The 14787-nt window shown below is 49.5% G+C and carries 13 protein-coding genes; all 13 read left to right on the top strand.

What is annotated here, in order from left to right:
• Positions 1-58: 58 nt before the first annotated feature.
• The gene (locus AUC31_RS08340) at positions 59-1600 is read left to right on the top strand and encodes an ABC transporter ATP-binding protein (protein WP_058380484.1); all 1542 of its coding nucleotides are present in this window, start codon (positions 59-61) and stop codon (positions 1598-1600) included.
• Positions 1590-2639, top strand: a complete 1050-nt coding sequence (locus tag AUC31_RS08335) for an ABC transporter permease (RefSeq protein ID WP_058380485.1) — start codon at positions 1590-1592, stop codon at positions 2637-2639. Before AUC31_RS08340 ends, AUC31_RS08335 begins: the two co-directional genes overlap by 11 nt.
• Before the next feature lies 1 nt (position 2640).
• On the top strand, positions 2641-3600 hold the full coding sequence (locus tag AUC31_RS08330) for an ABC transporter permease (RefSeq protein ID WP_058380486.1): 960 nt from the start codon (positions 2641-2643) through the stop codon (positions 3598-3600).
• Between the two features lie 269 nt (positions 3601-3869).
• Complete coding sequence (gene yfmF, locus AUC31_RS08325) at positions 3870-5144, top strand: EF-P 5-aminopentanol modification-associated protein YfmF (protein WP_058380487.1); 1275 nt, start codon at positions 3870-3872, stop codon at positions 5142-5144.
• Entirely contained in the window at positions 5137-6438 is a 1302-nt protein-coding gene (yfmH, locus tag AUC31_RS08320) for an EF-P 5-aminopentanol modification-associated protein YfmH (RefSeq protein WP_058380488.1), read from the top strand. Before yfmF ends, yfmH begins: the two co-directional genes overlap by 8 nt.
• Positions 6435-7154 (top strand): elongation factor P 5-aminopentanone reductase, encoded by a 720-nt coding sequence (gene ymfI, locus AUC31_RS08315; RefSeq protein WP_058380489.1) that lies wholly within the window; start codon positions 6435-6437, stop codon positions 7152-7154. The genes yfmH and ymfI overlap by 4 nt, the downstream gene beginning before the upstream one ends.
• Before the next feature lie 90 nt (positions 7155-7244).
• Positions 7245-8045, top strand: a complete 801-nt coding sequence (locus AUC31_RS08310) for a YmfK family protein (protein WP_058380490.1) — start codon at positions 7245-7247, stop codon at positions 8043-8045.
• Positions 8046-8062: 17 nt separating this feature from the next.
• On the top strand, positions 8063-8926 hold the full coding sequence (locus AUC31_RS08305) for a helix-turn-helix domain-containing protein (RefSeq protein WP_058380491.1): 864 nt from the start codon (positions 8063-8065) through the stop codon (positions 8924-8926).
• Positions 8927-8975: 49 nt separating this feature from the next.
• On the top strand, positions 8976-9554 hold the full coding sequence (gene pgsA / locus AUC31_RS08300; RefSeq protein WP_058380492.1) for a CDP-diacylglycerol--glycerol-3-phosphate 3-phosphatidyltransferase: 579 nt from the start codon (positions 8976-8978) through the stop codon (positions 9552-9554).
• 24 nt (positions 9555-9578) lie between these two features.
• A complete protein-coding gene (locus tag AUC31_RS08295; RefSeq protein ID WP_058380493.1) occupies positions 9579-10832 on the top strand; it encodes a competence/damage-inducible protein A in 1254 nt (417 codons plus the stop codon).
• Between the two features lie 175 nt (positions 10833-11007).
• Positions 11008-12075 (top strand): recombinase RecA, encoded by a 1068-nt coding sequence (recA, locus tag AUC31_RS08290; RefSeq protein ID WP_058380494.1) that lies wholly within the window; start codon positions 11008-11010, stop codon positions 12073-12075.
• Positions 12076-12303: 228 nt separating this feature from the next.
• Entirely contained in the window at positions 12304-13863 is a 1560-nt protein-coding gene (gene rny / locus AUC31_RS08285; RefSeq protein ID WP_058380495.1) for a ribonuclease Y, read from the top strand.
• 68 nt (positions 13864-13931) lie between these two features.
• Complete coding sequence (locus AUC31_RS08280) at positions 13932-14729, top strand: TIGR00282 family metallophosphoesterase (RefSeq protein ID WP_058380496.1); 798 nt, start codon at positions 13932-13934, stop codon at positions 14727-14729.
• Positions 14730-14787: the final 58 nt, after the last annotated feature.

Below are 14787 nucleotides of genomic sequence, written 5' to 3'. Positions count from 1 at the left end.
TTTCATGTATTAATTCATTTAAACAAAGAACTAACCAGTCTCCGAGGGAGTGAGAACCGTGGAATATGTTATTGAAATGCTGAATATCCGCAAAGAGTTCGGGAACTTTGTCGCCAACGACAATATCACCCTGCAGCTTGAAAAAGGGGAAATTCATGCGCTGCTCGGTGAGAACGGGGCAGGAAAATCCACCTTGATGAATGTCTTGTTTGGATTGTATCAACCAGAAGGCGGGGAAATCCGCGTCAGAGGGAAGAAAGTAGATATTTCCAATCCGAACGTAGCGAACGATCTCGGAATCGGAATGGTGCATCAACACTTTATGCTGGTCGAGAATTTCAGTGTCACCGAAAACATCATTCTCGGCAGCGAGCCGACAAAGATGGGCGTGACGAACAAAAAAGATGCCGCACAAAAAGTAGCGAAATTATCAGAGCAATATGGATTGAATGTCGATCCATACGCCATCATCGAAGACATCTCAGTTGGTATGCAGCAACGCGTGGAAATTTTAAAAACACTTTACCGTGGTGCGGAAATCCTCATATTCGATGAGCCGACTGCTTCGCTCACACCCCAGGAAATCACGGAATTGATCCAGATCATGAAACGTTTGATCGCTGAAGGCAAATCGATCATTCTCATCACCCATAAATTAAAAGAGATCATGGACGTCTCAGACCGTGTCACCGTCATCCGCAAAGGCCAGGGAATCGGTACCGTCACCACGGCGGAAACGAACCCGAACGAATTGGCTGCTTTGATGGTCGGCCGCCAAGTGACATTCAAAACCGAAAAAGGCCCGGCATTCCCAACAGAAGAAACCTTGACCGTCCAAGATCTTGTTGTCGAAGACTACCGTGGCATCGCCAAGGTAAAGAATTTGAATCTGACTGTCCGCAAAGGTGAAATTGTCGGAATTGCGGGAATTGATGGCAACGGCCAATCGGAATTGATCGAAGCGATTACCGGATTGCGCAAAGTCAAAAGCGGCAAAGTGCTAATTCATGGCAAGGACGTAACCGGCATGAAGCCAAGGAAAGTGACTGAATCCGGCGTCGGCCATATTCCACAAGACCGTCACAAGCACGGTTTGGTGCTCGATTTCCCGATTGGCCATAATATTGCGCTGCAAACGTACTATACTGCGCCAATCTCGAAGTCGGGAATCATGGACTATAACAAAATTACAGAAAAAGCCCAGCAAATCATCAAGGATTTCGATGTCCGGACGCAAGGACCTCATGAACCGGCACGTGCGTTATCCGGTGGGAACCAGCAAAAAGCGATTATCGGCCGTGAAGTTGACCGCAATCCGGACCTGCTCATTGCAGCGCTCCCGACGCGCGGTTTGGATGTAGGGGCAATCGAATTTATCCATAGCCGTTTGATCGAACAGCGCGATAACGGAAAAGCGGTGCTATTGATTTCTTTCGAGCTGGATGAAGTGATGAATGTCTCCGACCGGATCGCCGTTATCCATGACGGTGAAATCGTCGACGTGGTCATTCCTGAAGAAACGACTGAACAACAACTGGGTCTTCTCATGGCAGGACATGCGGATAAAGACAAGAAAGGCGGGAAGCACCGTGTCGAATAGAGCGACAAACTTGCTGGTCCCGATCGTTTCCGTCGTGCTCGGCCTGATCGTAGGCGCGATCATCATGCTCGTCAGCGGCTATAGCCCGATTGAAGGCTATGCCGCATTATGGAACGGTATATTTGGAGACCTTTACACAATCGGCGAAACGCTTCGCCAAATTACACCTTATCTATTGGCTGGTTTAGCCGTTGCATTCGCTTTCCGCTCAGGGCTCTTTAACATCGGGGTCGAAGGGCAATTGATCGTTGGCTGGTTCGCTGCAGCTTATGTCGGCGTAGCGGTTGAACTGCCTAAAATCATCCATTTGCCGCTGGCGATTTTGGCAGCGGCTGTAGCGGGGGCATTATGGGGCTTTGTTCCGGGGTTATTGAAAGCCAAGTTCCGCGTGCACGAAGTTATCGTCACCATCATGATGAACTACATTGCCCTTCACGTTACCAATGCTTTGATCCGAACGGTATCCGAAGGGGGAGACCGCACAGAGCGAATTTTCGCCAGCGCATCCCTTCGTTCTGAATTCCTGGAGAACTTGACGGAATTTTCCCGTTTGCACTTGGGCTTATTGCTGGCGTTGATCATGGTCGCCGTCATGTGGTTCATCCTGGAGAAGACGACGCTCGGCTTCGAGCTGAAAGCGGTCGGCTTTAACCAGCATGCTTCTGAATATGCAGGAATGAATGTCAATAAAAATATTATTATGGCAATGGTCATCTCCGGTGCATTTGCCGGACTTGCTGGCGCAATGGAAGCGCTTGGGACGTTTGAGTATGTTTCGTCCAAAGGCGGCTTCACCGGAATCGGTTTTGACGGCATCGCTGTTGCGCTTCTCGGGATGAATACGCCGCTTGGTGTCATTTTCGGGGCCACGTTATTTGGCTCCTTAAAATACGGCGCACTTAATATGCCGAATGCTGCGGGCATTCCGATCGAGATTGTTGAAATTGTCATCGCCGTGATCATCTTCTTCGTAGCATCCGGCTATATCATTCGTTTGCTGCTGCTCCGAGCGGCCGGCAAAAAGAAGGAGGCGAAGTGATATGAGCTTTTTGGAAATCCTATATTTCATCGTCCCTTCGGCAATTTTCTATGCAGCGCCGCTTATTCTTGTCGCAATCGGCGGGGTGTTCTCTGAACGCTCAGGTGTCGTCAACATCGGCCTTGAGGGCTTGATGGTCATCGGCGCATTTGTGGGAATTTTGTTCAACTTGCTGTTTGCCGATACATTCGGCGGCATGACCCCGTGGCTGGCATTGATCGCAGCGATGGTCGCAGCGCTTTTGTTGTCGCTGCTGCACGCTGTTGCATCGATTTCATTCCGCGCAGACCAAGTCGTTTCAGGTGTCGCCATCAACTTATTGGCGATTGCACTGGCCCTTTACTTGGTGAAGAGCATTTTCGATAAAGGCCAGACGGATTTCATCAGCGAACGCTTTGCACGCTATAACGTGCCGGTGTTATCTGAGATCCCTGTCATCGGTCCATTATTCTTCACATCGGTTTACAACACCTCATTCTTTGCAATCGGTGTGGCAATCCTGGCATGGTTTGTCATCTACAAGACGCCGTTCGGCTTGCGTTTGCGCGCGGTCGGCGAGCATCCGATGGCAGCTGATACAATGGGGATCAACGTTGCGAGAATGCGCTATGTTGCAGTCATGATTTCTGGGGCTCTTGCGGGAATCGGCGGTGCGATCTACGCACAGACGATTACTGGCGACTTCGGTCATGCAACAATCAACGGCCAAGGATTCATGGCACTTGCTGCGATGATTTTCGGGAAATGGCATCCGCTCGGTGCGATGGGCGCTGCTTTGTTCTTCGGCTTCGCACAATCCTTGAGCATCGTCGGTTCTTCGATTCCATATATTCAAGAAATTCCAAACGTCTTCTTGTTGATCTTGCCATATGTCTTGACGATCTTCGCGCTAGCTGGCTTTATCGGCCGCGCCAATGCTCCGAAAGCGAACGGCAAACCGTATATCAAAGGACAGCGTTAAAAACAACATCGCATATCAGCGGGAAAAGCAACTGGCGGGGATCTCTCCGCCAGTTTTTTTGTGGAGAAAATCGAGCAGCGGGCACAGTCGATTAGTAAAAACCCTTCATTAAATAAAGCGCAGGATGCTAAGAATGGGTATGGAAATCGCAAAATCGTGGAGCAGCTCGAAATTCGCCTGCTTTTTTCCAGCTGTTTCCTCCGGTTTCATTGCATTTAAAGGAAAAAGTCCGGTATAGTTAGTGTAAGAATCACGAGAGGGGATCCAACATGTTTGAAACAAAGAAGATCGCACAAGGCGTCCATGTCCACGTACATGAAACGACGCAATTCAAGACCATAAATTTCTCGATTCGCTTCAAGGACCGGCTCACCGTGAAAAATGCTTCCGAGCGCGCAATCCTGGCGAATGTTTTGCAGCACAGCAATGAAATGTACCCATCCCATACAGCACTGCGCATGGTGCTTGATGATTTATACGGAACGTCATTATACATAGATTCCACCAAACGCGGAGACGACCATATCGTCAATTTGAATGTTGAAACTGTCAATGACCAATATCTATCGGATAAAGGCGTTCTTGAAAAAGTAATGAATTTGATGTATGTCGTCTTGTTCAAGCCGAATTTTGAAAATGGCCAGTTCAAGGAGAGCATTTTCAAGCGCGAACAGGAATCCATCGTCCAGCGGATTGAATCGGTATTTGACGACAAAACCCGCTACGCTCAGCAGCGCATGATGGAACTTGGGCTTCCGGGACATCCGGCTTCGATCACTTCGAACGGTTCGATCGATCAAGTCAAGCAAGTGACCAATGAATCGCTTGTCGCTGCATATCATCACATGCTGGAAAATAATGAAGTGGAGATTTACGTAGTGGGAGATGTTTCACCGGAATTGATTTCATCTCATATCCGTGATTACTTCCATTTTGCCGACCGCAAGCAGCTTCCTGAAAAAACGCAAAGCCAATTGCAGCCGCCCGAACAGTCCCGCGTGCTGGAATACGAGGACATGAAACAAGGAAAACTGCATATGATGTTCTTCACGCCGGTCACCTTCCGCGATGAGGACTTCCCGGTCATGCAATTGATGAACGGTGTTTTCGGTGGATATGCGCATTCAAAATTGTTCGCGAATATCCGTGAGAAGGAGAGCATGGCGTATTACGTCTCGAGTTCCTATGCATCGCAGTTCGGCTTGATGTTTGTCCTTGCCGGGATTGACCGCAAGCTGGAAGAAAAAGCGGTTTCGCTGATCCTGGGCCAATTGGATGAAATCAAGCAAGGACATATTACCGATACCGAGTTGGAGCAGACGAAAGCATTGCTTACCAATCAGTTAAAAGAAGCGCTCGATTCGGCAAGAGGCCAAATCGACATTTACGATCAATACATGGAACTCTCGGAAGACTTCGAGCCTGCCTATTTGATTGGAAGATGGGAAAGTGTAACAAAAGAGCAGATTGCGCAAGCAGCAAACAATATGAGTTTGCAAATGACGTATTTCTTGTCTGGCAAGGAGGAAGCAAGCGATGAATAAAATGGAATTCAATCAACTTGAAGAAACACTCTATCACGAACAATTGCCGAATGGTTTGACGGTTTACATTTTGCCAAAACGCGGTTTTTCCAAAACTTACGCGACCTTCACTACAAAATACGGCTCGATCGATAACCATTTCGTGCCGCTTGGTGAAAAAGAAGCGATTCAAGTACCGGACGGGATTGCCCATTTTCTCGAGCATAAAATGTTCGAAAAAGAAGAAGGTGACATTTTCCAGGAGTTCAGCAAAAATGGCGCTTCCGCCAATGCGTTCACCTCGTTCACACGGACGGCATATCTCTTTTCAGCGACAGGCCGCATCCAGGAAAACGTCACGACCTTGCTGGATTTTGTCCAAAGCCCGTACTTCACTGAACAGACAGTGGAAAAGGAAAAAGGCATCATTGCACAGGAAATCACCATGTATGACGACCAGGCCGATTGGCGTTTGTATTTTGGCATGATCGAGAATCTATACAAGAACCATCCGGTGAAAATCGACATTGCAGGCACAGTCGAGTCGATTCAGCACATCACGGCAGAGCATCTCTATACGTGCTATCACACATTCTACCACCCGTCGAATATGGCTTTATTCATCGTCGGAAACGTCGAACCCGACAGCATGATGCAATTCGTCAAAGATAACCAAGCAGCGAAAACATTCGATGCCCCTGCACCGATCGAGCGTATTTTCCCCGATGAGCCGAAGGAAGCGGCAGTCAAGGAACGCACATTGGAAATGGCGGTCCAAAAACCGAAAGTCTTTGTCGGAATCAAACCGGAGCGGCTTGATTTGCACGGCCCGGAAATGCTCAAGCATGAATTGTCTGCGCAGCTCGCTTACGAATTATTATTTGGCAGAACTTCGAATTTCTACCATGAAGCATACGAGAACGGCTGGATCGATGAATCGTATTCATTCGACTATTCGTTGGAAAGCGGATTCGGCTATGCACTGATCGGGACGGATACGAATCACCCTGAGAAATTTGCGCAAGAAGTTAAAAAAGCGATCCATCAGGCAGTGGAAAAATGGCCGTTCGGTCAAGAAGACCTGGACCGCGTACGCCGCAAGAAAATCGGCTTTTTCATGCGCGCCCTAAATTCACCGGAATATATCGCCAACCAATTTACACAGTATGCGTTCAACGGCTTGAACCTTTTCGATGTCGTGCCGGTGCTTGAACAGATTGAAGTGGCCGATTTGCAGGAAGCATTCGCTTTAGTCAGTGCAGAAAGCCAGCAATCGGTCTTTACGATCAAATCACCGGAGAAAGAACAGGCGTGAAGCGATTTGCTCTGATTCTCGGGGCGTCGGGAGACATCGGCGGCGCGATTGCCAAGCAGATGGCAGAGGAAGGCTGGTCGCTTTATCTTCATTACCATTCAACCGCCCTTGAACTGTTTGCGCAGGAACTCAGCGTGCACTACCCGCTGCAGGAATTTATTGCGGTACAGGCCGATTTCACGCAAGACGGCGGCGCCCAGCAAGTCGCAAGCCAAGTGTTCGACAGCTCGTGCATCGTGTGTGCGAGTGGGCACGCGCTGTCCGGCTTATTGCAGGACACCAGCAGCGCCGATCAAGACGCTTTATGGCGCGTCCATGTAAAGAATCCAATCGAGACGGTCCGGCTGTTGTCGCCTTATTTGAGAAGGCATGAAAAGTCTTACGTCATTTTCATTGCATCGATCTGGGGCGAAACGGGCGCTTCAATGGAAACGGCATATTCAGCCGTAAAAGGCGCACAGCTCGCATTCACGAAAGCTTACGCTAAAGAGATGGCGCCATCCGGCACACGCGTCAATGCCGTATCGCCAGGGTTGATCCGCACGAAGATGAATGCCGGATTGACAGATGAAGACTGGCTGGAGCTCGAAGAAGAGATACCGCTTGGGGCGGGTTCACCAGAAGATATCGCCCATGCAGTGGCGTTTTTAGCCAGCGGCAAAGCGGATTATATTACCGGGCAGACGATCCGTGTCAATGGCGGCTGGTTGATCTAGCACAGGCGAGCTTTTCATCATTGTCGATGTAGGCTATCATGAAGGCAATGGATCTTAAGGTGACACATGTATGTGAAGGGAGAGTGAAGCATGAAAGAATGGTATTTTGAGTATGAAATCCAAGTCAACCGCCCGGGACTGCTTGGGGACATTGCATCGCTTCTCGGCATGCTGCGCGTCAATATCGTTACCATTAACGGCGTGGACCAGGGGCGCCGCGGCATGTTGCTGCGTGCAGAGCATGACGTGCAGATCGAACGCTTCGAACAGATCCTTTCAACAATCGAAACCATCGCGGTGACGAAATTCCGCGAACCGAAATTGCGGGATATTCTCGCTGTGCGGCATGGCCGTTATATTCAACGCGACGCAGACGACCGCAAGACATTCCGTTTTGTGCGGGATGAACTCGGACTGCTCGTCGATTTCATGGCTGAAATCTTCAAGCAGGAAGGCCATAAATTGGTTGGGCTACGGGGCATGCCGCGTGTCGGCAAGACCGAGTCAATCGTCGCCGCAAGCGTCAGCGCCAATAAGAAATGGATTTTCCTGTCGTCCACGATGATCAAGCAGACCGTCCGCAACCAATTAATGGGCGATGAGCACAACGATAATAATATTTTCATTTTAGACGGCATCGTTACCAGGCGGTCAGCCGACGAACGCCATCTTCAGCTCGTGCGGGAGATGATGCGCATGCCGACCATCAAAGTGGTCGAGCACCCCGATAAATTCGTCGAGCATTCCGAGTACAGCATCGATGATTTCGATTATATTATCGAATTGCGCCATCATCCCGAAGAAAAAATCACGTATGAAGTATTGGAAAAAAACACGTTTATGGACAATAAAGACCAGATGGATATGTTCGGCGACGGTTTCAATTTTTAACCAGGCAGGTGATGACGATGGGACAATTGGGCACGAAGCTGAAACAGGCAAGGCTGGAGCAAGGCTTAAGTCTAGAACAGCTCAATGAACGGACGAAAATCCAAAAGCATCATTTGGAAGGCATCGAGACAGGGGATTATTCGGCCATTCCTGGCGGCTTTTATGTGCGTGCATTCATCAAGCGCTATGCGCAGGCGGTCGGTTTGGACGGCGATGCACTGTTAAGGGAGCACAAAAACGAATTGCCGGAAGATGCACCGGAAGCTGTTCCTGCAGAGCATTTGACGCGCAGGCCCGAGAAGAAAAAACGCAGCTCCGGCCCCGTCGCAGAATCCATGCCGAAAGTGTTGGTGGCCTTATTTATCGTTTTCATACTATTGGTCATTTGGTATTTCTATCTGCTCAGCACGTCAGGGAACGATGTCCAACAGGAAGAAGAAGGCGGCGATGTGGAATACGAGGCACCGGCTGAACAACCGGAAGAACAACCGGAAGCTGCTGAGGAAGAAGAAGCTCCAGTTGATGAACCGGAAGAGCAGCCGGAGCCCGAAGAGCCACAAGCCCAATTGGAACTCGAGAGCGTATCGGGTGAGACAACAACTTATACGTTTTCAGGCCCAGCTGACCGAGAGCTTGAATTCACGGCAGATGGATCCTCCTGGCTGACCGTCTTAAATGAAGGCGGCGTAGAATTACTGAGCCTCGCCCGCGTGTTCGAGGCAGGTGAGACGGAAGCCATTGATGTGTCTGAGGAAACAGAAATCTTCATGCGCGTCGGGGATTATGCAATGCTGTCAATTGAACTGAACGGCGAAACGGTGCCGTATGAACAAGAACGAAAACCGCAAAACATCGTCATCCGTTTTGATGATGCTGAGTAGCCATCACCCGATGGCTACTTTTCTGCAAGGATTGAAAGGAGAAAAACAAATGAATATTCCAAACCAAATTACCATCTCACGCATTTTGCTTATCCCGATTTTTATGGCGTTCATGCTCATCGATTTCGGCTGGGGAGATATGACGCTTCTAGGAGCAACGCTGCCGGTGGCGCATTTCATCGGCGCTATGATCTTCATTTTCGCGTCCGCCACTGACTGGGTCGATGGCTATTATGCGCGCAAATACAATTTAGTTACGACTTTCGGCAAGTTCTTGGATCCGCTTGCCGATAAACTCCTCGTCTCTGCGGCATTGATCATTCTGGTCGAACTTGGCTTCGCGCCGGCATGGGTCGTCATCGTCATCATCAGCCGCGAATTCGCCGTCACAGGCCTGCGCTTAGTGCTAGCGGGTGAAGGAGAAGTCGTGGCAGCCGGCAACTTGGGCAAAATCAAGACCGTCACTCAACTATTCGCGATCATTTCGCTATTGCTTTACAATATGCTCTTCACATTAATCGGCATTCCATTCGGCGAGATCATGCTTTATATCGCATTGCTGTTTACGGTATGGTCCGGATGGGATTATTTCTACGCCAACCGCAAAGGGCTTATGACCTCCAAATAAGCGCTACACGAAAGGAAGACCGCTATGAACGCTGAAATTATCGCAGTTGGCTCGGAGCTCCTGCTCGGCCAGATCACCAATACGAATGCCCGCTTCATTTCGGGGCATCTCGCTGAAATCGGCATCAATGTCTATTACCATACGGTTGTAGGCGACAATCCCGAGCGTTTGAAAGAAACGATCGCTGTCGCGGAATCCCGTGCAGACCTGATCATCTTCTCCGGAGGGCTCGGGCCGACGAAAGACGATTTGACAAAACAGACCATCGCCCACCATTTGGGCACGACGCTTTCGATGGATGATTCGGCGATGGAATCGATTGCTGCGTTTTTCGAACGTGCCGGCCGCCCGATGACCGACAACAACAAAAAGCAAGCGCTCGTGCTTGCAGGCAGCGAAGTACTGGTCAATGAAAACGGCATGGCCCCGGGAATGATGTATCAAAACGGTGATCATATGTATATGCTGCTGCCTGGGCCGCCGCATGAATTGGAGCCGATGTTCCAGTTCGAGGCGAAACCGAAATTGGTGCGCATGCTCAATGAGGAAAATGTTATCCTGTCGCATGTCTTGCGTTTCTACGGCATCGGGGAAGCGGAACTTGAAGACCGCTTGCAGGATATTTTGGATAAGCAGACCAACCCGACGATTGCTCCGCTGGCATCCGCCGGCGAAGTCACGTTGCGCATCACGGCAAAAACGGACACCACCGATGAGGCATGGAAACTGATTGACGGCGCAAAAGAAGAAATCCTGGAGCGCGTCGGTGATTATCTGTACGGCTATGATGATGATTCTCTTGCCTCGAAAGCCATCGATTTGTTGAAACAGCAAGGCAAAACGGTTTCGGCGGCAGAAAGCTTGACGGCTGGCCTGTTCCAGTCTGAGCTTGCTTCTGTCGCAGGGGCGAGTGCTGTCTTGAATGGCGGCGTTGTCACCTATAACGAACAAATGAAAATCCAACAGCTCGGCATGATACAAGAATTTTTCAAAGAGCATTCCGTCGTCAGCGAAGAAACGGCTGCAGCGATGGCTGAGGCTGTCCGGGAGAAGTTCAATACCGATATCAGCGTCAGTTTAACCGGGGCGGCTGGGCCCGATGCACACGGCGAAGAACCAGCCGGCACGGTATGGATCGGCATTGCGAGCGCTGAAGGAACGACAGCCCATCGCCTTCAGTTATCCGGGATGAGGAATACAAACCGCATCCGTGCCGTGAAACTGGCCTTGTACTACTTGATACGAACACTGGCAGATGAAGACGCACGCAAAATTTAATTTTGCGTGTTTTTTCATGCCCATTTTGGGGGAATGATAGGATAGCGGCGATCAAATTCGGAAAACAATTATACGAACACGAATAAACGTTCGCTTTTTTCTTGTAAATTTCTCAATAAACTAGTATACTGAAATCAGTTAGAAAAATGTTTTTCACATAAGAGGAGGATTTCTTTTGAGCGATCGTAAAGCAGCGCTGGATATGGCGCTAAAACAAATAGAAAAGCAATTTGGTAAAGGGTCTGTCATGAAATTGGGTGAAAGCACAGGCCATAATGTCTCAACAGTTTCAAGTGGTTCGTTGTCTCTTGACATCGCACTAGGCATAGGCGGATATCCGCGTGGGCGCGTTATCGAGATCTACGGGCCGGAAAGTTCCGGTAAGACAACGGTTTCCCTCCACGCGATTGCAGAAGTCCAGGCTTCAGGCGGCACAGCTGCATTTATCGATGCAGAGCACGCCCTTGACCCTGTGTATGCTAAAGCGCTTGGCGTCAACTTGGATGAACTATTGCTGTCTCAGCCGGATACAGGCGAGCAAGCACTTGAAATCGCAGAAGCGCTCGTGCGCAGCGGCGCGGTAGACATCGTTGTCATCGACTCCGTGGCAGCACTTGTGCCGAAAGCGGAAATCGAAGGCGAAATGGGCGACTCACACGTCGGCCTACAAGCCCGTCTCATGTCACAGGCTCTCCGTAAACTGTCGGGTGCTATCAACAAATCGAACACCATTGCTGTATTTATCAACCAAATCCGAGAAAAAGTCGGCGTTATGTTTGGTAACCCGGAAGTCACGCCTGGCGGACGCGCGTTGAAATTCTATTCATCAGTACGCCTTGAAGTACGCCGTGCAGAAGCTTTGAAATCAGGCAACGACATCATCGGTAACCGGACGAAGATCAAAGTCGTCAAAAACAAAGTAGCTCCGCCGTTCCGCACAGCGGAAGTAGACATCATGTATGGACAGGGCATCTCGCGTGAAGGTGAGATCGTTGACCTAGCGGCTGATTTGGATATCGTCCAAAAGAGCGGCTCATGGTACTCTTACAATAATGAACGTGTCGGGCAAGGCCGTGAAAACGCCAAGCAATTCATGCGCGAGCATGAAGACATCCGCAACGAAATCGCAGGAAAAGTCCGTGAACATTACGGCATGACAGCTGCTTCTTATTCAGTCGCTGTTCCGAAAGCTGACAAGAAAGAAGCAGAAGACTTCAACTTGCTTGTCGACGAAGAGGAATAGGGTTCAGCTGGATCTTCATAAAGACTTTCCGTAAAGACTGCGAAGCGAATGCTTCGCAGTCTTTTTACGAGCAAGGGGCGCCGGCTTGGCAGGGTTGACAGGGCATAGGTCCATCTATACAATTAAAATTGTATTATTTACTAATTTTTAAACGATTGATGAAAGACAAAGAGTTATTGATTCATCCTTTGAAAATGTAAAAAATCAATAGCAAGAGGAGGTGTCCGAATGGGTATTACTGAGTTCATCTTCGCTTTGCTTGGTATCATCGTCGGTGTAGTTGTTGGGTATTTTGCATTGAAAAAGGCAAACGATTCCAAAATGGCAGGCGCCAAACATTCCGCAGAGCAAGTCGTCGAAGATGCAAAACGGGAAGCAGAGGCGCTAAAGAAAGAAGCCTTGCTGGAAGCGAAAGACGAAAATCATAAATTGCGTACTGAAGCTGAATCTGAAATTCGCGAACGCCGATCGGAAATGCAGAAACATGAAAATCGGTTGTTGCAAAGAGAAGAAAATTTGGATCGCAAGGATGATGCATTAAACAAACGCGAGGCCGGCCTTGAACGCAAGGATCAGGCTCTTGCCGAAAAACAACAGCATATTGAACAGATGGAGAGCAAAGCTGAGAATTTGGTTCAGCAGCAACAAACCGAAATGGAACGGATTTCATCTTTGACACGCGAAGAAGCGAAAAGCATCATTCTCGAGCAAGTGGAGAATGAATTGTCGACAGACATCGCCGTCATGGTCAAGGAATCGGAAGCCCGTGCCAAAGAAGAATCGGATAAAAAAGCGAAGAACATCTTGTCTCTCGCGATGCAGCGCTTTGCTGCAGACCATGTAGCGGAAACGACTGTTTCTGTGGTCAACTTGCCGAATGACGAGATGAAAGGCCGCATCATCGGGCGTGAAGGACGCAATATCCGGACGCTTGAAACCTTGACCGGTATCGATTTGATTATCGATGACACGCCGGAAGCGGTCATTCTTTCCGGATTTGATCCGATCCGCCGCGAAACAGCGCGTCTGGCACTTGAGAAACTGGTGTCGGACGGGCGCATCCATCCAGCGAGAATCGAGGAAATGGTTGAGAAGTCAAGACGTGAAGTCGATGAACAAATTCGTGAAATTGGGGAACAAACCACATTTGACGTAGGTGTACATAACTTGCATCCAGACTTGATCAAAATACTCGGTCGACTCCGCTACCGTACAAGCTATGGCCAGAACGTCCTGAAACACTCAGTGGAAGTGGCATTCTTGTCAGGCCTTATGGCAGCAGAGCTTGGAGAAGATGTGACACTTGCACGACGCGCAGGTCTCTTGCACGATATTGGCAAAGCCATCGACCACGAAGTCGAAGGCAGCCATGTGGAAATCGGCGTCGAGCTCGGAACGAAATACAAGGAACATCCAGTCGTCATCAACAGCATTGCTTCCCACCACGGCGATACAGAAGCGACTTCGGTCATTTCGGTCATCGTCGCAGCAGCGGATGCACTATCCGCGGCTCGTCCAGGTGCCAGAAGCGAAACGCTCGAGAACTACATCCGCCGGCTTGAGAAGCTGGAAGAGATTTCAGAGTCTTATGAAGGGGTCGAGAAATCGTTCGCCATCCAAGCAGGCCGCGAAATCCGGATCATGGTTCGTCCAGAGCAGATCGACGATATGACAGCTCACCGCCTTGCACGCGATATCCGCAAGCGCATTGAGGAAGAATTGGATTATCCAGGACATATCAAAGTGACGGTCATCCGCGAAACGCGCGCCGTTGAATACGCAAAATAAAAAAACGAAAAAGGCTTCGTTGAATATCCATTCAAAGAAGCCTTTTTCTTATGGAGAAAGGTGATTGTATGAAAGTTTTATTTATCGGGGATATTGTAGGGTCAATCGGGAGAGAAGCACTCGAAAGTTATTTGCCGCGGCTGAAGCGCAAATATGCACCGGATGTCGTCATCGCAAACGGCGAGAACGCCGCTGCAGGACGCGGCATTACCAAATCGATTTATCAGGATCTATTGTTCATGGGGGTCGACATGGTGACGATGGGCAACCATACGTGGGACCAAAAAGAAATTTTTGATTTTATCGACGATGTGGATTACTTGATCCGCCCGGCGAACTTTTCGGAAGAGGCACCTGGACGCGGCATGGCAACTGTCACGAAAAACGGCAAAACTTTGTCGGTCATCAATTTGCATGGACGCGTGTTCCTTCCTGCACATGACGATCCATTCAAGATGGCAGATGAATTGATCGAAGAAGCCAAGCAAGTGTCGCCGCTCGTCTTCGTCGACTTCCATGCGGAAGCGACAAGCGAAAAGATTGCGATGGGCTGGCATTTGGATGGCCGCGCTTCTGTCGTTGTCGGAACACACACCCATGTCCAAACAGCGGATGCACGCGTCCTCCCTGGCGGAACGGCGTATATTTCGGATGTCGGCATGACCGGCCCGTACGACGAAATCCTTGGCATGAAAAAAGACTCGGTTCTATACCGTTTCAAGACGAATATGCCGACGCGCTTTGAAGTGCCAAAAACAGGCCGTTCGGTCGTCAGCGGATTTTTCACGGAGATTGACGACAATACAGGGAAAGCTTTGAGTTGCGAGAGAATCTATATCAATGAGGATTACCCTTTCCAGGCATGATCCCGGTGTCGAATTAACGACAATTGCCCGGACAGCTTGTATCAAGCCCCATCCGTTC

This window comes from Planococcus rifietoensis, from assembly GCF_001465795.2.
Taxonomy (GTDB): Bacteria; Bacillota; Bacilli; order Bacillales_A; family Planococcaceae; genus Planococcus; species Planococcus rifietoensis.
This window is presented reverse-complemented; position numbering and strand designations above follow the sequence as displayed.